Source organism: Massilia sp. IC2-476 (assembly GCF_020707295.1).
In the GTDB taxonomy this organism is placed as follows: Bacteria; Pseudomonadota; Gammaproteobacteria; order Burkholderiales; family Burkholderiaceae_D; genus Telluria.
On record NZ_JAJFER010000012.1, the window covers coordinates 58,569 to 79,429 of the forward strand.

General features: G+C 66.7%; 14 protein-coding genes and 1 riboswitch. Of the genes, 3 read left to right on the plus strand and 11 right to left on the minus strand.

The features are described 5' to 3' along the window. Positions 1 to 329 precede the first annotated feature (329 nt). The gene (locus LK539_RS23180; protein WP_227803432.1) at positions 330 to 1,286 is read left to right on the plus strand and encodes a DUF535 family protein; all 957 of its coding nucleotides are present in this window, start codon (positions 330 to 332) and stop codon (positions 1,284 to 1,286) included. A 7-nt stretch (positions 1,287 to 1,293) separates the two neighbouring features. Then, positions 1,294 to 1,761: a hypothetical protein gene (locus tag LK539_RS23185; RefSeq protein ID WP_227803433.1), complete on the plus strand. Its 468-nt coding sequence runs from the start codon at positions 1,294 to 1,296 to the stop codon at positions 1,759 to 1,761. On the opposite strand, the gene LK539_RS23190 is transcribed toward LK539_RS23185, so the two are convergent. Both LK539_RS23190 and LK539_RS23195 read right to left on the minus strand, forming a co-directional pair. Continuing rightward, positions 1,724 to 2,137, minus strand: a complete 414-nt coding sequence (locus LK539_RS23190) for a PAS domain-containing protein (RefSeq protein ID WP_227803434.1) — start codon at positions 2,135 to 2,137, stop codon at positions 1,724 to 1,726. The genes LK539_RS23185 and LK539_RS23190 overlap by 38 nt on opposite strands. Positions 2,138 to 2,144: 7 nt before the next feature. Then, positions 2,145 to 3,734, minus strand: coding sequence for a methyl-accepting chemotaxis protein (locus LK539_RS23195; RefSeq protein ID WP_227803435.1), 1,590 nt, complete (start codon positions 3,732 to 3,734; stop codon positions 2,145 to 2,147). 185 nt (positions 3,735 to 3,919) lie between these two features. After that, positions 3,920 to 4,028, plus strand: a riboswitch (TPP riboswitch). A gap of 94 nt (positions 4,029 to 4,122) precedes the next feature. On the opposite strand from LK539_RS23195, the gene LK539_RS23200 reads away from it, so the two are divergent. Then, the gene (locus LK539_RS23200; RefSeq protein ID WP_227803436.1) at positions 4,123 to 6,252 is read left to right on the plus strand and encodes a TonB-dependent siderophore receptor; all 2,130 of its coding nucleotides are present in this window, start codon (positions 4,123 to 4,125) and stop codon (positions 6,250 to 6,252) included. Between the two features lie 167 nt (positions 6,253 to 6,419). Here LK539_RS23200 and LK539_RS23205 read toward each other — a convergent pair whose 3' ends face one another. The 9 genes from LK539_RS23205 to LK539_RS23245 all read right to left on the minus strand — a co-directional run. Continuing rightward, positions 6,420 to 7,382 carry an HDOD domain-containing protein gene (locus LK539_RS23205; protein WP_227803437.1) on the minus strand — a complete coding sequence of 321 codons (963 nt, stop codon included), beginning with the start codon at positions 7,380 to 7,382 and terminating at the stop codon, positions 6,420 to 6,422. A gap of 94 nt (positions 7,383 to 7,476) precedes the next feature. Further along, on the minus strand, positions 7,477 to 8,019 hold the full coding sequence (locus tag LK539_RS23210; RefSeq protein ID WP_227803438.1) for an AAA family ATPase: 543 nt from the start codon (positions 8,017 to 8,019) through the stop codon (positions 7,477 to 7,479). Continuing rightward, on the minus strand, positions 8,016 to 8,609 hold the full coding sequence (gene pnuC / locus LK539_RS23215) for a nicotinamide riboside transporter PnuC (protein ID WP_227803439.1): 594 nt from the start codon (positions 8,607 to 8,609) through the stop codon (positions 8,016 to 8,018). The genes LK539_RS23210 and pnuC overlap by 4 nt, the downstream gene beginning before the upstream one ends. 88 nt (positions 8,610 to 8,697) lie before the next feature. After that, positions 8,698 to 10,839 carry a S46 family peptidase gene (locus LK539_RS23220; RefSeq protein WP_373889590.1) on the minus strand — a complete coding sequence of 714 codons (2,142 nt, stop codon included), beginning with the start codon at positions 10,837 to 10,839 and terminating at the stop codon, positions 8,698 to 8,700. 120 nt (positions 10,840 to 10,959) lie between these two features. Then, positions 10,960 to 11,787, minus strand: coding sequence for a PEP-CTERM sorting domain-containing protein (locus tag LK539_RS23225; protein WP_227803440.1), 828 nt, complete (start codon positions 11,785 to 11,787; stop codon positions 10,960 to 10,962). A gap of 135 nt (positions 11,788 to 11,922) precedes the next feature. Beyond that, positions 11,923 to 13,329 (minus strand): efflux transporter outer membrane subunit, encoded by a 1,407-nt coding sequence (locus tag LK539_RS23230; protein WP_227803441.1) that lies wholly within the window; start codon positions 13,327 to 13,329, stop codon positions 11,923 to 11,925. A gap of 9 nt (positions 13,330 to 13,338) precedes the next feature. Next, entirely contained in the window at positions 13,339 to 16,632 is a 3,294-nt protein-coding gene (locus LK539_RS23235) for an efflux RND transporter permease subunit (protein ID WP_227803442.1), read from the minus strand. Further along, entirely contained in the window at positions 16,629 to 19,727 is a 3,099-nt protein-coding gene (locus tag LK539_RS23240) for an efflux RND transporter permease subunit (protein WP_227803443.1), read from the minus strand. The genes LK539_RS23235 and LK539_RS23240 overlap by 4 nt, the downstream gene beginning before the upstream one ends. A gap of 13 nt (positions 19,728 to 19,740) precedes the next feature. Next, a partial coding sequence (locus LK539_RS23245; protein ID WP_227803444.1) for an efflux RND transporter periplasmic adaptor subunit occupies positions 19,741 to 20,861 on the minus strand: 1,121 nt, incomplete at its 5' end.

Genomic DNA, 20,861 nt, shown 5'->3' on the forward strand with positions numbered 1-20,861 from the left:
CGGTCTGGCGCAATTATCGATGATGAATCAGAAGCGTGTCGCCCCATAAACATGGTAATCTTGATTGCCTGTCAGGCGAAAACAAAAAGTCGCAAAAATCGCATAAAGCCGATCCGAGAGAGAGACAACATGAACGCAAGCCTTCCCTGCGGTTTCATTCACCTATCCATCCTCCCTCCCTATTCCGCAGGCAGTAGTTAGCCTCCCGGCCAATTGCATGGCAGAATGTGATTTTCTGCCGTGCAAGCCCGCAGTATTGGCGGGCATCCAAGATAAAGACAGTGGCGCCATCCCGGCGTCCGCAACTTTACGCCGACTGGAGCGCTCACATGATCTTCGCTCACCTGACAAGACACTGGCTCGCAAGGCGCAGCCAGTACACGCCCGCTTCGTGGATGCTGAGCATCGTGCGCAGCCTGCGTGTGCTGCGCTACTGGCGCGAGCACCAGGCCCTGTGCCGCCTCGACCTCGTGCGCCGTTTCGTGGCGGCCGCTCCCAGCGACGACCTGTTCCACCACCTCAGCCACCGCAGCTACCTGTCGAAAGACCTCACTGCGCGCCAGCGCGTGCAGTGCGTGCTGTCGCATTACCGCTTCGAAGACGCCGCCTTCAGCAACGCCTATCACCAGGCGGTGTATGGCGGCGGCGGGCTCACGTTGTGGCAACACGACACCGGCGAGCACAATTTCGTCCTGCGCCTCGAGACGGCACCGCGCCACGATGCCGAGGGCGACCTCACCATTTCGCTGGTCGCCGACGGCAAGTACCTGCATCGCCTGTCCTACACCTGGGTCGACGGCCAGCTGGCGGGCAGTAATCTGCCGACCGTGCCTTTCGTCACCCGCAACCAGGGACGCTGGACGGATTCCGGCGCCGCCTTCGACGCCTTCGAAGAAGCCTTCCCCAACAATTCGCCCAGCTTCTTCTGCTTCGCCGCGATGCAGGGCGTGGCGCAGGCGCTCGGCATCGACCAGGTGGTCGCCATCAAGTGCACCTCGCACATCGCCTACGATCCGCTCGACGTCAAGCACTTCGAGAATGCCTACGACGGCTTCTGGCGCATCCTGGGCGGGGTCGAGATGCCCGGCCGCAGCTACCTGATCCGCCTGCCCTTCTACCTCAAGCCGCTGGCCGACATGCCCTCCAAGCACCGCAAGCGCGCCGCCCAGCGCCGCGAGTTCTGGCGCGCCATCGGCGACTCCACCCGCACCACGATCCTGCGCCACATGGTGCCTGCCGCCAGCGTGCAGGCGCACGCGGTGGCGGGGGCCACGGCCGAAGCCTGAGAAGCCCATGCGGCTGCACAGTCCTTCGTCCGGGCTCGGGGCCGTTCTGGCGGGCGCCATGCTGCTCGGCGCTGCGCCGGCAAGCGCCCAGGGACCGACCTTTCCGGGCCTGATCAGGCTCGACGCCTTGGTCTACGAAGCGGTGACGGCGCAGGCGCCGAGAGGCGTCAGCCGCCTGATCCTCACGCCGATCGAGGGCGGCGCGGTGGCGCTCGACCTCCGCATCGTCGCCCCCAACCCGACGCAGCACAAGGGCCACATCCAGGGACTTGCCACCCGCGAGGGCATGCGCTACACCCTGAAGGCGGCCAACTTCATCGAAGACGGTTCGCTCGACGACCCCAAGCCATGCACGCTGCTCATCGAAGCGGATGCAAACCGCGCCCGGGTCGTGAGTGCCGAGCACTGCAGCGGCTTCCATGGCGCCGCCGCCAGTTTCATGGAGCAGGGCCAGGACCTGGTCCGGGTGCCCTGAGCGAGGACGTGCTCAGGATGCCGGCGATGCCGGTGACCGCGCCGCCCTGGTCCACGATCGCATGGGCGAAGACGTCGACCCAGCGCAGGTCCGCCCCTTCGACCCGGAAGCGGATTTGCTGCCGACAGTATTCTAGTTCTCCCCTGACCAGAGGGCGGAGCAATTCCCGTTTGCGTTCGCGGTCATCGGGGTGGACGTAGTCGAAGCAGGACCTGCCGAGGGAGGCGGCGACCGGAAAGCCGGTGAGCGTTTCCCAGGCGGCATTCAGGAACACCCAGTGTCCCGCTTCATCGGCCTGGAACACGACTTCCTGCAGGTCGTCGAGGACGCTTTCGGCACGCGCTTCGTTGGCATGATCGAGCATGTGTAGGTTCATTGGGGGTTCAGGCCTGGTAAGGGAGTGCCGGTTGGCGCGCCGCATCCGCCTCGTCCAGCTGGAAGATCCCGACCACGGCATTGAGCTGCGCCGCCTGGACGCGCAGCGATTCCGCTGCGGCCGCCGCTTCGTCGACCAGGGACGCGTTCTGCACCGTCATCTCGTCCAGGCCGGCGATGGCGCTGTCCACGCGTTCGATGTCGGCGCGCTGCGAAGCGGTGGCGCTGCTTATGTGGCCAATGATGCCGGTGACGCGATGCACCCCCTCGACCACCCGGCGGATAGTGCCGCCAGTCTGGCCCACCAGCGTGGCGCCGGCGTCGACCTTGGCGACCGAATCCTCGATCAGTGCCTTGATTTCCTTCGCCGCGGCGGCCGAACGGTGCGCCAGGTTGCGTACTTCGCCGGCGACGACCGCGAAACCGCGTCCCTGTTCGCCCGCCCGCGCCGCTTCCACGGCCGCATTCAGCGCCAGGATATTGGTCTGGAAGGCGATGCCGTCGATGACCGAAATGATGTCGACGATCTTTTTCGAGGACTCGTGGATCAGTTCCATGGTCGCGACCACCTGCTCGACCGCCGCCCCGCCCTCTTCCGACACGACCGATGCCGTTCCGGCAAGTTCACTGGCCTGCTGCGCATACTCCGCGTTCTGCTGCACGGTCTCGACCAGGTGAGACATCGAGCTGGCTACCTGGGCCAGCGCGGCGCCCTGCGTTTCGGTACGCCTGGACAGGTCGCTGTTGCCAGTGGCGATCTCGGACGAGGCCGCGGCGATCGCCTCGGTCCCCTGGCGCACCTTGGTCACGATGTCGGACAGTTCGCCGCGCATGGTCGCCATCGCCTGCATCATGCTGCCGGCGCCCGCGCGCGAGGTGTCCACCGGATGGTACAGGCGACCTTCGGCAATGGCGCGCGCCACGCTGGACGCCTGCGCCGGCTCCCCGCCCAGCTGGCCTAGCAGGCTGCGCACGATCACCATGCCGACCAGGGCGCACAGGACCACCGACACCGCGCTCAGGCCCGAGATCCAGTAGCGCGCGCCGGCGGCCTCGGCTTCGGTGGCCGCGCTGGAGTCCGCATTGCGCTGCTGCAGGGCATGCACCAGCACGTCGATGTCGGCAACGATCCGGCGGCGCAGGGGACTGCACTCCTCGACCAGGAACAGGCCGAAGGCTTCCATGTCACCGGACGCCCGGTAGGCCTTCGGACGCTCCAGCTCCCTGGCCATGGCCAGCATGCCTTCCTTGACCTTGCGGTACTGCGGCTCCTGGCCCAGCACCGGATCCAGGCGCGCCAGGGCCGCCAGGTAATCCGTCTTGAACGCCTCGACCAGGTCGAGTTCGCGGCGTGCGGAGGCGTCGTCCTTGAAGATGTAGGCGTTGCGCGCGGCGATGCCGGTCTGGGCCAGCGCTTCGCGGGCGGCGTACAAGGGCTCGAGCTGCTCGTTGCGCACCGTGTTCGAGGCATGCAGGGCGCCCTGGATACTGTTGACGCGGCTGATCGAGAAGACGGCCAGGATCAGGGTGATGGCGAGGACCAGTCCGAATGCGAGGTAGAGCTGCCTGGCGATACCGCTATGTTGTAGGAAATTCATGATCGATATGGAGTTGTTTGTTCTGCTCGTCATTTTAATCATATTTGAACAGAGATTTCCAAGCGTCAACAAAATATATCGAATTTATCGATTTACGTTGGGTTTACGCACTGCGATCGGATTGGCCTCCCAGACGGTTCTTTGTTGCCAGATTCGCCACGGCCGCCATCGTCCGTGGTACACTGCCGCCTCGCTAGGGGTCCTGGTGCGCGTTCAGAACGCGCTGCCGGGTGAGAGATACCCTTCGTACCTGATCTGGATAATGCCAGCGAAGGAAAGCGCAACGCAGTGCCCATTCTTGTTTGCCCTTCCCCCACGTTGGCTCCGGCTTTTTGATTAAAAGCAGCGCGCCAAGTTTCGTGCGCGGCGCGCGAAGACGAGCAAACCCATGACATTCAACCTGAAGCATTCCGTCCTTGCCTGCGCCATCCTGCAGGCCTTCTCCACGAGCGCCTCGGCCCAGCAGGACCAGGGCGTGACCTCGGTGGTCGTCACCGGCAGCCGCTGGGTCACCAGCGACCGCGCCAGCATCGGCGGCTTTTCGGAGACGCCGCTGCTCGACACCCCGGCCTCGATCACGGCGATCAGCCGCACCCAGATGCTGGACCTGTCGATCCGCAGCGCCACCGACGCCGCCCGCTTCGACGCCTCGGTCGGCGACGCCTACAACGCGATCGGCTACGCCGAGCAGTTCTCGATCCGCGGTTTCGCCCTCGACAACGCCACCAGCTACCGCAAGGACGGCATCGCGATCCCTGCCGACACCCAGATCCCGCTCGAGAACAAGGAACGCATCGAGATCCTGCGCGGCCTGGCCGGCCTGCAGGCGGGCGTGGCGGCGCCGGGCGGCATGGTCAACTTCGCTACCAAGCGCCCGACCAATACGCCGCTCCGTTCGGTGCTGGTGGGTGCGGGCGAGCGCGGCACCGTGCACGGCTCGATCGACCTGGGCGGGCGCTTCGAAGACCGTCGCTTCGGCTATCGCATCAATGCCGCTGCGGAGGACCTGAAATCATATGTGCGCGGCGCCGACGGCGAGCGCCAGTTCGTCTCCAGCGCCTTCGACTGGCAGATCAGCCCCGATGCGCTGCTGCAGTTCGATGTCGACCACCAGCACAAGTCGCAGATCACCGCGCCCGGCTACCAGCTGCTGCGCAACGAAGTGCTACCGACCGGGATCTCGGCCAAGACCCTGCTGAATAATCAGCGCTGGGCCAAGCCGGTGGAAACCGACAGCAGCAACCTGGGCCTGCGCTTCGAGTACCGTCTCAGCCCCGACTGGACGGCGACGATCACGGCCAACAAGCACTGGTTCAAGCGCGACGATTACACCGCCTTCCCCTACGGCTGCAGCAACGAAGGCGACGGCTTCTATCCGGGCTACTGCTCGAACGGCGACTACGACGTCTACGACTACCAGAGCGTTGGCGAGCGCAAGAACCCGTGGGGCGCACAGGCCATGCTGCAGGGCCGCTTCGCGACGGGCGCCGTACGCCACCAGCTGACCGTCGGCGCTTCCATGTCGGAGCGCCACGACAGCTTCGGCGAATATGTCTATGACTACGCCGGCTCCAGCAACATCTACAACAACCAGCTGGTCGATCCGGCCCCGGGCAATCCGCGCACCGGCCCCGTGATGGAGCGCCGCAGCGACCGCGAAAGCGCCCTGTTCGTGCAGGACGTGGCGATGCTGACCGAACAGCTCACGCTGCACGCCGGCCTGCGCTGGACGAAGCTCAAGCGCGACGAGCTGGCCGAGATCGAGCAGGGCTGGGTGCATGCGGACGATTCCTTCGTGCTGCCGAGCGTAGCGCTGGTCTACAAGCCGGCGCGCGACTGGACCATCTACGGTTCGGTGAGCCACGGCCTGCAGCATGGCGGCATCGCCGAGATGGGCACTGCCAACGAAGACACCGTGCTGCCCCCTGGCCGTTCGAAGCAGGTCGAAATCGGCGTCAAGGGTGTGGTGAACGAGGCGCTGATGCTGTCGGCCGCCGTGTTCGACATCAGGCAGGGCCTAGAATACGTCAACGCCGCCAACCTCTTCGTGCGCGCCGGCCAGCAGCGCCACCGCGGCGCTGAATTCTCGGCGCAGGGCAAGCTGAATGCGGACCTGAACTACAGCCTGTCGCTGATGGCGCTCGACGCCAAGCAGACCGGCACCGGCGACGCCGGCGTCGAGGGCAAGCGCGTGACCAACGTGCCGGAATTCCGTTCGACCGCCTGGGTGGAGTATGCGGTGCCGGCGCTGGCCGGGCTGAAGGTGGACGCGCTGTGGGAGTACTCGGGCAGCAAGGCCTTCGATCCGGCCAACCGTGCGGTCGTGCCGGGCTACCATGTGGCTGGCCTGGGCGCGTCCTACGCGCTGCGCCTCGCCGGGATGAACACGATCCTGCGCGCGCGCGTGGACAACGTGTTCGACAAGTTCTACTGGCGCGACGTCACGCAGTCGCTGGGCGGCTACCTGCTGCCTGGCGCGCCGCGGACCTTCCGCGTGACGGCGCAGTTCGACTTCTAAACAGCCGCGCTGTCGTAGGGTGGGCGGGTCTCCCGCCCACGCGGTGATAGTTGGATCATGTGCGGCCGTGCCGAATGATCTTGCTGATGGTCGACCGCGTGGGGTGATTCGGGCCAGTGGCCCGAATCACGAGCCGCCCACCCTACGAAAACTGCGCAAGCCCCGCCTTAGTCCGCCAGGTCCGCCAGCTTGCCCAGGCAACGGCGCTGGAAGCCGTTCAGGCCCGTGGTAACGAAACTGTCGTCATCCTCGATCACGCTGGCATCCAGCAGCAGGCGCAGCTTGGCGATGCGGTCGCCCTGGGCCACCGCCTGCGCCGAGTTCGACGCATCGCGTTCGCCCGCCTGCGCGATCGCATCGACCACCTCGGGCGGGAAGTCCCAGTGCTTGGCAATCACCGACGACAGGCGGCGGCTGGCGGCGAACAGCTCGAGGCCGAAGGTACCGGAACCCGGCACCTTGCCCTCGCAAACGCGGTCGGCCACCTGGAACGCGACCTGCAGGCCCACGTTCTGCATCAGGCCCGCCAGATAGGATTCGAACACGCCGGCGGACAACCCCGGCGCCATCACGCTGGCCGCAAAGGCGCAGCGCTCGGAATGGCGCCACACATTCGGGGCCACCTGGCGCGCCACGCCCTGCACCTTCACCCGGACCAGCGGACGGATCGCGATGCGCGCCAGCAGCATGCGCAGGCCGTTCAGGCCGAGCATGGTGACGGCGCCGTCGAGGGTCTCGATCGGCGTGGCCGGACGGTAGTAGGCGCTGTTGGCTTCGCGGATGACTTCCGCCACCAGCACCAGGTCGCGCCCTACCTCGGCGGACAATGCGGCGGTCGAGATGTTCTCGTCGGAGAGCGCGCCCAGCAGCTGGGTTACCAGTTCCGGCACCCGCGGCACCAGGCCGGAGGCATTCTCCGGATGGTCCGCCAGGGCGCGCACCTCCGCCAGGATCTGTTCTTCGACTTCCGGGCTGGCGTTGGTGCCGCTCGAGGCGACCAGCCAGCGGTAAAAGGCGGAGTCGACGTCCGCCGCCATGTCTTGTTCGCTCACCGCCGCCAGGTCGGCAGCGATGACAGCGTCAGTCTCCTTGTCGGCCGAGCCGAGCAAGCGGCCAATCCATTTTTTCACAACGCACCGCCATCGTTATTGTAAAGACAGGTAACTATTTTAATACCATTAGGCAATGAATAGTAAATTGAGAAAAGTTTTCTGTCGATCTATATCAATAGCGAGGGTCAATTTCTGCCAAAGGACCCAGGAGCGCTTCGGCCTGCGCCATCCGTGCCTCCAGGCTGCCCGCCAGCAGGACATAGGGAATCGCGCGCAGCTCCAGCGTCTCGACCAGCATGCGGTGCACCTTCTGGCGCACCTCTTCGGACTCACGCTGCAGGCCGTCCGGTTCCCACGGGCTGTCGGGCGCCGTGACGAAGGTCCAGGCGTAGTCGTGGCGGCTGTCCAGGCGCGCCAGCTGGGGATCGACGCGGCCCCAGTACTGGCGGCTGTACAGCGCCGTCATCAAGGGGGTGGTGTCGCAGAACAGGAAGCGGGTCGCACGCTTGGCCGCCTCAATCTCGCGTTCGCGCTGGGTGCGCGCGATCGGGTACTGGTCGCTTTCGAAGGGCACGCGCGCCTGGGTATCGACGAACTCGCGCAGGTATTCCGGCACCCAGACGGTAGCGTAGCGGACCGCAAGATGTTCGGCCAGGGTCGATTTTCCGGACGATTCGGCGCCCAGGATCGCCACCCGCGCCACCTGCCCGCTCACGCATCCCTCCGCGCGATGTTGGACCAGGCGCGCCAGCCGGTCCAGGCCAGCACGACGAAGACCGCATACAGGAACGCGGTCAGCATCAAGCCCTTGTACACGTACAGGCCGACGTAGAGCACGTCCACCACGATCCACACCAGCCAGTTCTCGACCTTCTTGCGGCCCAGCAGGAGCTGGCCCACCAGGCTGCCCGCGGTCAGAAAGCCGTCCGCGTGCGGCACGTCGGTGTCGGTCAGGTGATCCAGGAAGCTTGACAGCAGCACGAAGCCGGCCAGCCATGCGGCGATGGCCCAGCCCCATGCGGCGCGCTTCAGGCGCGTCACCACCAGCGGCTGTTCGCCGGCGCCGTGCAGCCACTGGTACCAGCCCCACACCGAGGCCGCGATGAACACGAACTGCAGGCCCATGTCGCCATACAGCTTGGCTTCGAAGAAGACGGCGGCGTAGGTTGCCGAGGAAGCGATCGAGAACAGCCAGGCCCAGTGCTTCTGGCGGATGTTGAGGGCCACGGTGGTCACCGCCAGCAGGAAGGAAACGAGTTCCAGCGGCGTGGTCGTGAGTCCGGCAAGGGTGAGTGTGTCGTTCATGTGCTCGAATGGGAAGACGCCGGATGGTAACAGCAAAAAGGCCGTGGCGCTTGTTGCCGCCACGGCCTTTTCCCGATCGGGTTCCCGCTTACTTCTTCGGGTACTTGATCGTCATTTCCTTCAGCAGGTTGTCGGCATGGTCGACTTCCTTCATCACCCACAGCATGTAGCGGATGTCGACGTGGATCGCGCGCGTGATGGCGCTGTCGAAGTACCAGTCCTTGGTGATCGATTCATAGGTCGAGTCGAAGTTCAGGCCCACCAGTTCGCCGCGCTTGTTCATCACGGCCGAACCCGAGTTGCCGCCGGTGGTGTCGGCGCTCGACAGGAAGTTCACCGGCACGGTGCCCAGCACCGGGTCCTTGAACACGCCGTAGCGTTTCGCCTTGATCGCATCGAGCAGTGCGTTCGGTGCGATGAACGGATCCTTGCTGGTCGCCTTTTCGACAATGCCTTCCACGGTGGTGAACGGCCCCTTGACCAGGCCGTCGCGCGGCGCGTACGGCGCCACGGTGCCGTAGGTCACGCGCAGCGTCGAGTTGGCGTCCGGGTAGACCGGCTTGCCCTGCGACTTCTTCCAGGCGATGACGGCCGCCATGTACTGCGGGATCACGCGTTCGAGGTTGCCGTCGATCTCGTTGCGGCGGTTTTCCAGGCCCATGCCCGTGTCATGCAGGCGCACGGCGAGCTGGATGAACGGATCGTTCGACTTGCGGAAGGCATCCGGGTCCTTGCCGATCCAGGCCAGGCGCTTGGCGGTGTCGTCCATGTCGGTCGCCTTGTACATCGCGTTCAGCGCGGTCGGCGCCGGCAGCAGCGCGTCCAGGCCCTGCGGATGTACCCGGGCGTCGATGCGCGCGTAGCGCGCCAGCGCGGCGCCCCAGCGTGCTTCGTCCACCTGCGGCACGAAGGACTGCTCGAGGCGAGTCAGGCGCGCCTTGATGAAGGAGAGGTCGCGTTCCTGGTAGCCGGCTTCGCGCTGGGCGTCCGGCTTCTGGCGCTCCAGCGCCAGGCGGTACAGGGTACGCGCACTTTTCAACAGGTCGCTGTGGGTGGCCTCAGCCCAGGCGCCCTCCTGGCGCGAGGCCGCCATGTCCTGGGCGATCACGCTATCCAGCTCGAGCAGCAGGTTCTTCGATCCGCTGCCGCCATGCTGCTTGTGCCAGGCACGGAACTCGGCATCCTGCACGTCCTTGATCGCGGCGATGTCCTTGCGTGCGAAGCCGTCCAGCAGGCCCTGGGTCTTCTTGAGCACGTTGTTCAGGCTCTTGGCAACGCTGGCATAGCGCACGTCCCAGGCCGGGTTGCCCATGGTGGCGGCCGAGATCACCGACAGGTCGGCGGTGATGGCAACCACCTTGGCCGGGAAATCGACGTCGCGCGCGAAGCGGATTTCGCTTGGCAGCTTGTAGCGGCTGGTGCGGCCCGGGTAGCCGGCCAGCAGGATCGGATCGCCGTTCTTCAGGCCTTCGCTTGATACCACCAGGAAGTCCTTCGATTTGTAGGGCACGTTGTTCGGCGACGGATCGGCCGGGCGGCCGTCCGGGCCGACGTAGGCGCGCAGGAAGGAGTAGTCGCCGGTCTGGCGCGGCCACTCGTAGTTGTCGATGTCGCCGCCGAAGTTGCCGATGCGGTCCGACGGCGCGTACACCAGGCGCACGTCGCGGATCATCAGCTGCTTGATGCGGTAGTACTCGAGGCCGCGGTGGAAGGCCGGCACCGAGCAGCGCACCGACTTGTCGGTCTCGCATTCGGCCACCAGGGCCTTGATGCGCGATTCCACCAGCTCGTGGCGCTCGCGGCCCGACATCGACGGCGACAGGCCTTTCAGGACGCGGTCGGTCACGTTCTCGAGCTTCTCGGTGACGTAGACCAGGGTATTCGGGCCGCCCGGCAGCTCCTCGGCGCGTGTCTTGGCCAGGAAGCCGTTCACGATGTAGTTCTTCTCGGGCGTTGCGTTGCGCTGGATGGCGCCGTAGGCACAATGGTGGTTGGTGACGATCAGGCCATTCGGCGACACGAAGGAGGCCGAGCAGCCGCCCAGCGAGACGATCGCGCTCATCGGGTGTTTGGTGAGATCGGCGAGCTTCTCGGCCGGGATGGTGATGCCGATGCGTTTGAGTTCGGATTTGAGTTGCGGCAGCTGGTGCGGTTGCCATTGGCCTTCATCGGCGGCAGCTAAGGCCGCGACGCCCATCAGGGCGACCGGCAGGACAAACGATTTGAACAAAGTGGAACCCCAGGTGAATAAAAAGCAGCCCGGAGTATAACTTTCTTATATGTATGTCGGGGTCGTTTTTTGGCGTCTTGACAGGCTGCCGCCCTGCTGGAGGGCGGCAGCCCGGAGAGCTTACTTCTGCTTGCGACGACGTGCGGCGAAGCCGAGTGCGCCGAGGCCGAGCAGGGCCAGGCTGGCCGGTTCCGGCACCTGGGCGCCCGCGGTCTCGAAGTTGAAGGTGGTCGCCTCTTCGCCGGCAAAGCCAATGCGCACATTGTCGACAAAGCCGCGGAAGGTGCCGGCCCAGCCCGAGCCGATGCCGAACTCGATGCCGAGGATGGCGGTCGAGGCGCTCAGGCGGTCGAAGGGAGCGCCGTTCGGCACGTTCGGGGTAACGCCGGAAGCCCAGTCGCCCAGGGTCATGTCGTAGTCCTCGACCGTATTGCCCGGCACAAGCTGGCGCTGCCAGAAGAACTCGTCTTCCATGTCGCTCGAAACCCATTGGTTTTGCGCGGTGACTCCGTTGTACACCTGCTCCCAGATCAGGTAGCCCTGGTCGGCGAGCGTGGTTGCATCGCCGTCGGCGTCGTAGTAGAGGCGCAGGGCCGGGGCCAGGTGGGCGGCCGACGTGCCCGGCGCACGGAACCAGTCCATGCCCACGGTATCGATCGACCCCAGCGTACGGCCAGGGACGAAGCCCCAGGTGTAGACGTAGTCGGCCTTGCCGCTGCCGTCGGTGGACGACATCTCGACCGAGCCGTTGCCGCTGCGCGGATTGGCGCTGGTGATGCTGGCGAAGGTGTTCGAGGTGTAACCGTTGGTGGTGCCGCGGAAGTTATTCAGGTACCAGGTATTGGGCGCGGGTGCATTCGACACGCTGGTGACGGTGACGGTGGCAGCCTGGGCGGCGCCTGCGCCCAGCAGGGCGAGGACGACGGCGGAACGAAGCAGCGATTTCATGACATCTCCCTTGTTTTGGTTGAACCGCAAGGGGATATGCAAAATGGATGCCAAGGAAACTTTATTGAGACATATCAACAACTTAACTGAATTGTTGGTGTAACAGAGTGACCGACTGTTAAATTTCCCGACATCTCATCCTTGCATCTGGTCGGCGTTCCAGCCGCCGCCGAGCGACTGGATCAGCGCCACCGCCGCCGCCTGGCGGTCGGCCTGCACCTGCACCAGCGAACGGCGCGCGCTCAATGCCGTGGCCTGGGCCTGCACCACCTCGGAATAGCTGACCTGCCCGGCGCGGTAGCGGTTCATGATCTGCTGCTCCACCCGGTCGGCCGCCTCCGAGGCCACGCGCCGCAATTCCTGCTGCTGTTCCAGCACGCGCACAGCGGTCAACTGGTCTTCGACGTCGGCAAAGGCGTTCAGCACGGTCTGGCGGTAACGTGCCACGGCCGCCTGATGGCGCGCCTCGGCGCCAGCCACGCTGGCGCGCGTGGCGCCGGCATTGAAGATCGCCTGCGCCGCCGACAGGCCGAAGGACCAGGCGGCGTTCGAGGCCGAGAGCAAGTCCGAGACCCGGCTGCCGCCCGTGCCCAGCGAGGCGGACAGGCCGATGTTCGGGAAGTAAGCCGAGCGCGCGATGCCGATTTCGGCGTTGGCGGCGGCCACGTCACGCTCGGCGGCGGCGATGTCGGGGCGGCGCTGCAGCAGCGTGGACGGCACCCCGACCGGGATCGCCGGCACCGTCACGCGCCACTCGGGCAGCGCGGCAAGCGTGAACTCGGCGGGCGCCTTGCCGACCAGGACCGCGATGGCGTGTTCGAACTGGGCGCGCTGGCGGTCGAGGGACAGCGCGTCGTTGCGCGCATTGGCCAGCTGGGTCTCGGCCTGCAGCACGTCGGTACGCGCGACGATGCCAACGTTATAGCGGTTCTGGGTGATCTGCAGCTCGCGCTCGTAGCCGGCGATGGTGCGGGCGAGCAGCGCGCGCTGGGCGTCGAGCGCGCGAATCGTGAAGTAGTTGGCGGCCAGCTCGCCCTGGGCCGACAGGCGGGCGCTGGCCAGGTCGGCGGCCGTTGCCTCGGCGCCCGCCTGGGCGCTGGTGACGCCGGCGCGCAGGCGGCCCCACACGTCGGGCTCCCAGCTGCCGCCCAGGTTCAGGCGGAATGCATTGTCCGCACCCTGGTTGCGCACCCCCGAGCGGTCTCCGCTCAGGTTCAGGTTCACGCTCGGGAACAGCGCGGCACGCTGCTGTGCCACGGCGGCGCGCGCCTGCGCGTAGTTGGCGACCGCCACCGCCACGTTCTGGTTCGAGACCTCGACCGCGCCCGCCAGGTCGTTCAGCAGCGGATCGTTGAACAGCTGCCACCAGGGCCCGCGCTCGAGCGCGTCGGCGGGCGCCGCCGGCACCCAGCCCTGGGCTTCCTTGAAAGCCACGGGTTCCGGCGTCGACGGCCGCTGGTAGGCGGGACCAACGGCGCAGCCAGCCAGCAGGCTGGCGGCAAGGGCGATCAGGTGGAGGCGAGATACGGTATGGAGTCGCATGGCTGTCATTTATTTTGCTGGAATCGGATCGACATCGGCGTGGCGGGTCAGCTCGTGCTCATCCGCCTTCCTGGTGCGCAGCTTGTCGAGCAGGACGTAGACCACCGGCGTGGTGAGCAGGGTCAGGAGCTGGCTGGCGATCAGGCCGCCGATGATGGCAATGCCGAGCGGCCGGCGCAGCTCCGAGCCTTCGCCGAAGCCGATCGCCAGCGGCAGCGCGCCCAGGGCGGCGGCCAGGGTCGTCATCAGGATTGGACGGAAACGCAGGATGCAGGCCTCGCGCACGGCTTCCATCGCGGACAGGCCGCGCGCGCGCTCGGCCTCAAGGGCGAAGTCGATGATCAGGATCGCATTCTTCTTGACGATGCCGATCAGGAGGAAAACGCCGATCAGCGCGATGATCGAGAACTCCATCCGGAACAGCAGCAGCGCCAGCACCGCGCCCACGCCCGCCGAGGGCAGCGTCGACAGCACCGTCACCGGGTGGATCAGGCTTTCGTACAGGATGCCGAGCACGATGTAGATGACGATGATGGCGGCCAGGATCAGCATCGGCTGTTCCTTGTTCGATTCCTCGGCGGCGCGCGCCGTGCCCTGGAAGCTGCCGCGCACATTGGTCGGCATGCCGATCTCGGCTTCGGCGCTGCGCACCGCCTCCTGCCCGTCTTCCAGGTTGAAGCCCTGGGCCAGGTTGAAGGACACGGTGGTGGCCAGTTCGCCGTCCTGGTGGTTGACCGAGGTCGGGGTCGAGCTCTCGGCGAAGCTGGCGATCGCCATCAGCGGCACCATGGTGGTGGCGCCGGAGGACAGGGCCGATCCGCTGGAGGGGTCGCGCGCCGCCGTGAGGTTGGTCGGGGCAGAGGGGGTGCCGCCTGCGGCGGTGGCGCTGGTGGAGGTGCCGCCGGTGGATGTGCCGCTTGTGGACTGGGTGCCGGCCTGGGCGCCCGCGCCTCCGCTCCCGCGCGCCGGCACATACACGTCGCGCAGGGCTTCCGGCGACTGCGCGTAGCGCTGGGCCACGCCCATGATCACGCGGTACTGGTTCAGCTCATCGTAGATATTGGCCACCTGGCGCTGGCCGAAGTTGTTGTACAGCGCGTTGTTGACGTCGCGCGTGCCGATGCCCAGGCGCGCCGCGGTGTCCTTGTCGATGGTGACGAAGGTCTCCACGCCGTTCTCGGCCTGGTCGGTATCGACGTCCACCAGGGCCGGCTGGCGCTTCATGGCTTCGGCCAGGCGCGTGGCCCATTGCTTCAGGTCGGCGGCATTGTCGCTCTTGAGCGTGTACTGGTAAGTGGAGTTGCTGGAACGCCCGCCCATGCGCAGGTCCTGCACCGGATTCAGGAAGATCGACACCCCGGTCACGCGCGCCAGCCTGGGGCGCAGCCGGGCAATGACGGCCTGGCCGGTATCGCCTTCCGCGCGCTCGGCCACGGGTTTCAGGTTGATGAACATGAAGCCGCCGCCGGCGCGCCCGCCGCCGGTAAAGGCGACCACGGTATCGACCGCCGGGTCGCGCTTGATGATGTTGACCAGCTGGCGCAGCTTGCCCTGCATCGCCTGGAAAGAGATGCTCTGGTCGGCGCGGATGCCGCCATTCAGCTGGCCGGTGTCCTGCTGCGGGAAGAAACCCTTGGGGGCGGCCGCGAACAGATAGACGTTCAGGCCGACCACGAACACCAGGATGATCATCACCAGCAGCTTGCTGTCGAGCGCCCAGTCGAGCGAGTGCTCGTAGCCGCGCAGCACCTTGCCGAAGCCCTTTTCGGACCAGCGTGCGAGCACGCCGGGCTTCTTCTCCTTGTTTTCCTTGCGCAGCAGCCAGGCGCACATCATCGGCGTCGTAGTCAGCGAAATCACGAGCGAAATCATGACGGCCGCCGACAGCGTCACCGCGAACTCGCGGAACAGGCGTCCCACCTGCCCGCCCATGAACAGCAGCGGGATGAAGACGGCCACTAGCGAGAGCGAGATCGACAGCACGGTAAAGCCCACTTCGCGTGCGCCCAGCAGCGCCGCCTTCATGCGGTCCATGCCGGCCTCGATGTGGCGCGCGGTGTTCTCCAGCACCACGATGGCATCGTCCACCACGAAGCCGGTGGCGACCGTGAGGGCCATCAGCGACAGGTTGTTCAGGCTGAAGCCCAGCATGTACATGACGCCGAAGGTGCCCAGCAGCGATACCACCGTCGCGACCGCGGGAATGATGGTGGCGCGCACGCTGCGCAGGAAGACGCTGACCACCAGCACCACCAGCAGGATCGACAGCACCAGGGTGAATTCGATCTCGTGCAGCGAGGAGCGGATCGAATTGGTACGGTCCGAGGCCACCTGCAGGGTGACGTCACCCGGCAGCTGGGCCTGCAGCGTGGGCAGCAGCGCCCGCACGCCGTCCACGGTCTCGATGACGTTGGCGTCCGGCTGGCGCGTCACCAGCACGATCACGGCCGGCTGGCCGTTGAACAGGCCCAGGGTATTCACGTTCTCGACGCCGTCGATCACATCGGCCACGTCGCGCAGGCGGATTGCCCCGCCGTCGCGCCAGGCCACCACCAGGTCGCGGTATTCGGCCGCCTGCGGCCGCCCTTCTCCCTTGGCCGTGGTCGGCGCCGAATAGATCTGGAAGCGGTTGCCGCCGCCTTCGATCGCGCCCTTGGGGCGATTGGCATTGGTGGCCTGGATCGCGGCGCGCACGTCTTCGCTCGACAGGCCGTACTTGTTCAGCGCATACGGCAGCAGCTCGACCCGCACGGCCGGCAGCGAACCGCCGCCGATCTCGACCTCGCCCACGCCCTTGACCTGGGCCAGGCGCTGCTGGACCAGATTCGAGACCGACTCATAGATCTGGCCGGGCGAACGGGTTTTGGAGGTCAGCGCCAGGATGATCACCGGCGCGTCCGACGGATTGGCCTTGCGGTAGGTCGGGTTGCTGCGCAGCGTGGACGGCAGGTCGACGCGCGAGGCATTGATCGCCGCCTGCACTTCGCGCGCGGCGGAATCGATCTTGCGGTTCAGGTCGAACTGCAGGCTGACCCGGGTCGAGCCATTGCTGCTGCTCGAGGTCATCTCGTTGACGCCCGCAATCACGCCCAGCCGGCGCTCGAGCGGCGTGGCCACGCTCGAGGCCATGGTCTCGGGGCTGGCGCCGGGCAGCGACGCCGACACCGAGATGGTCGGGTAGTCCACCTGCGGCAGCGGCGAAACCGGCAGCACGAAGAAGGCCGCGATACCGGCGAGCGCCAGCCCGATCGTCAGCAGGACGGTCGCGATCGGGCGCTCGACGAAGGGGCGTGACAGGTTCATGCGCCCACCTGCTCCGGCTTGTTCGGCGCCTTGCCGGTCCTGCGGCGCGCCAGGCGGTCGAAGGCCAGGTAGATCACCGGCGTGGTGAACAGGGTCAGGAGCTGGCTGACGATCAGGCCGCCGAAGATGGCCAGGCCCAGCGGGCGACGCAGCTCGGCGCCCTCGCCCCAGCCCAGCATCAGCGGGACGGCGGCGAACAGTGCAGCCAGGGTCGTCATCAGGATCGGGCGGAAGCGCAGCAGGGCCGCCTGGCGGATCGCGTCCAGCGGCGACTTGCCCTCATCGCGCTCGGCCTCGATCGCGAAGTCGATCATCATGATCGCGTTCTTCTTGACGATGCCGATCAGGAGGATGATGCCGATGATCCCGATCACGCCCAGGCCCTGGCCCGTGATCCACAGGGCCAGCAGCGCGCCCACGCCGGCCGAGGGCAGCGTCGACAGGATGGTCAATGGGTGGATGTAGCTCTCGTAGAGCACGCCCAGCACGATGTAGACGCAGACCACCGCCGCCAGGATCAGCCACAGCTGGTTCGACAGCGAGGCCTGGTAGGCGCCCGAGGCGCCCAGGAAGGTCATGCTGACGGAATTGGGCATCTTGATTTCTTCGCCCGCCTCGCGAATGGCGTCGACTGCGGTGCCCAGCTTGACGCCGTCGGCGGTGTCGAAACCGACGGTGGCGGCCGGGTATTGCGCCACGTGGGTAATCTGCAGCGGCGCCTCGGCCTGGCGGATGGTGGCCACCGCCGACAGCGGCGTCGGCTGGCCGGAGCCGGTGCGCAGCTGCAGGCGGCTCAGGGCTTCGATCGACATGGCTTCGTCCTGCTGTGCCTCGAGGATCACGCGGTACTGGTTGGTCTCGGTGAAGATGGTCGAGACGATGCGCTGGCCAAAGGCGCTGTACAGCGCGTCGTCGATCGAGGCCGCCGTGATCGACAGGCGCGAGGCGGTGTCGCGGTCGATGTCGATGTAGGCGGCCGAACCCACTGCGCCGGCATCGGTGGTGACGTTGCGCAGCTGTTTCTTTGTTGCCATCTGGGCGACGAGCTTGCGCGCCCACTCGTTGACGGTGGCGCTGTCGGCGCCTTCGATCGACAAGCGGTACTGGGTCGGGCCGCTCTCGGCGTCGATGGTGAGATCCTGGGTCGGCTGCAGGTACAGGGTCACGCCGGCCACGCTGGCCACGCGATTGCGCAGGCGCCCCATGATCTCTTCCTGGTCGCCACGCCCCTCGCGCTTCAGGTTGATCAGCATGGTGCCGGTATGCAGCATGGTGTTATTGGCCGCGTCCACGCCCACGTAGGAGCTGACCGATTCCACCGCCGGGTCCTTCAGCACTTCGGCCACCGAGGCCTGCTGCAGCCTGGCCATGTCGGCGTAGGAGATCGACTGGCGGGCCTGCAGGCGGCCCTGCAGCTGGCCGGTGTCCTGGGTCGGGAACAGGCCCTTCGGGATGATCATCCACAGCAGCGCGGTGAGGACCAGGGTGCCGAGCGCCACCAGCAGGGTCAGGCCCTGGCGCGCCAGCACCCAGCCCAGCGCCACGTCGTAGCGCTGGATCACGCGGTCGAAGAAGGCCTGGGTGCGCTGGGCCAGGCGGCCCGGACGTTCTTCTTCGTGGCTCTTGAGCCAGCGCGCCGACATCATCGGCACCAGGGTCAGGGACACCACGGCGGAAATCAGGATCGTCACGGCGAGCGTCACCGCGAACTCGCGGAACAGGCGTCCGACCACGTCGCCCATGAACAGCAGCGGGATCAACACCGCGATCAGGGACACGGTCAGCGAGATGATGGTAAAGCCGATCTGGGTCGCGCCCTTGATTGCGGCCGCCATCGGCTTTTCGCCCTCTTCGATGTAGCGCGCGATGTTCTCGATCATGACGATCGCGTCGTCGACCACGAAGCCGGTGGCGATCGTCAGCGCCATCAGCGAGAGGTTGTTCAGGCTGTAGCCCATCAGGTACATGATGCCGAAGGTGCCGATCAGGGAGATTGGCACCGCCAGGCTGGCAATCACGGTGGCGCGGATGCTGTGGAGGAAAGCGAAGATCACCAGCACCACCAGCACCACGGCCAGGATCAGTTCCATCTGCACGTGCTCGACCGAGGCGCGGATGCCGGCCGTGCGGTCGCTCAGCACGTCCATGCGCACCGAGGCCGGCAGCCCCGCCTGCAGCTCGGGCAGGCGCTCGCGGATGCCGTCCACGGTGGCGATCACGTTGGCGCCCGGCTGGCGCTGCACGTTGAGGATGATGGCCGGCTTCAGGTTGGCCCAGGCGCCGATGCGCACGTTCTCGGCGCTGTCCACCACCTGGGCCACTTCCGTGAGGCGCACCGGCGCCCCATTGCGGTAGGCGACGATCAGGTTCTTGTAGTCGTCCACCGTGACCAGCTGGTCGTTGGCATTGATCGCATACGAGCGCGTCGGGCCGTCGAAGTTGCCCTTGGCGCTGTTGGCGTTGGCCGCCGTGATGGCGCTGCGCAGCGTGTCCAGGCCCAGGCCGTAGGAAGCCAGCGCCTCGGTATCGGCCTGGATCCGCACCGCGGGACGCTGGCCGCCGGACAGGGTCACCAGGCCCACGCCCGAGACCTGGCTGATCTTCAGCGCCAGGCGCGTGTTGACCAGGTTCTGCACTTCGGTGAGCGGCAGCGTGTCCGAGGTGATGGCCAGGGTCAGCACCGGCGCGTCGGCCGGGTTGACCTTGGCGTACACCGGGGGCGCCGGCAGGTCCGTCGGCAGCAGCGAGCCGCCGGCGTTGATCGCGGCCTGCACCTCCTGCTCGGCGACGTCGAGGGTCTGGCCGAGGCCGAACTGCAGCGTCACCACCGAGACCCCGGCCGCGCTGGTGGAACTCATGCGTGTCAGGCCAGACATCTGGCCGAACTGGCGTTCCAGCGGCGCGGTGACGGTGCGCGCCATTACTTCCGGGCTGGCGCCCGGGTACAGGGTCTGCACCTGGATGGTCGGGAAGTCCACCTGCGGCAGCGCCGACAGCGGCAGGAAGCGGTAGCCGACCAGGCCCGCCAGCACGATCGCCAGCATCAGCAGCGCCGTGGCGACCGGTCGTTTGATGAATGGCGCGGAAGGACTCATTGGCCGGCCTCGATCATTGCTGCTGTCCCTGGCGTTGGCGACGTCCCTCACCCTGCCCCGCGCCGCCCTGGCCGCCGCGTGCGCCCTGCGGCCGATCACCCGGCAGCGTCACCTTGGCGCCGTCGCGCAGACGGTCCGCGCCTTCAGTAATCACCTGCTCGCCCGGCTTCAGGCCGGTGGCGATCTGCACCTTGTCCACCGTCGCCTGCCCGCGCGTGACGGCGCGCTGCGACACCGTCTTGTCCTTCGCATTCAGCACATACACGAAGTCGCCGTTGGCCCCGTGGCGCAGCGCCGTCACCGGCACCACCACCGCGTTCTCGATGGTATCGAGCACCAGGCGCAGGTTCACGAACTGGCTCGGGAACAGCTTGTTGTCCTGGTTGGTGAAGCGCGCCTTGGCGCGCACGGTGCCCGTCTGGACGTCGACCTGGTTGTCGAGCGCGATGAAGCTGCCGTTGGCGAGGACGTCGGTGCGGGTGCGGTCCAGGGCCGTGGCCGGCAGCTTGGCGCCTTGCGCGATGCGCTGCTGCATGGCCGGCACCTGGTCTTGCGGGACCGTGAATTCGACGTCGATCGGCGACAGCTGGGTGATCACCGCGACGCCGTTGGCGTCGCCGGTGCTGACCAAGTTGCCGATATCGACCGTGCGCAGGCCCACCCGGCCGGAAATCGGCGCCTTCACCTGGGTGTAGCCGACATTCAGCTGGGCCAGGCCCTCGGCCGCGCGGTCGGTCGCGACCGTGCCCTCCAGCTGCTTGACCAGCGCCGCCTGCGTATCGACTTCCTGGCGCGCGATCGACTCCTGTTCCAGCAGGGTGCGATAACGGCTCAGGAGCAGGCGCGCATTCTCGAGCTGTGCCTCGTCGCGCTGGCGCTGGCCGCGTGCCTGTAGCAGCGCCATTTCGAAGGGACGCGGATCGATGGTGGCCAGCACCTGGCCGGCCTTGACCGCCTGCCCTTCGCTGAACAGGATCTTCTGGACCACGCCGGCGACCTGCGGCCGCACGGTGGCCGTCGCCGCCGGCACCACGGTGCCGAGGGCATCGATGTTAACCGGAATGTCGGTCTGTTCGGCGGTCGCGACGCCGACCGTGGTGGCCGGCGCGCCGCGTCCGCCGCGGCCACCGCCGC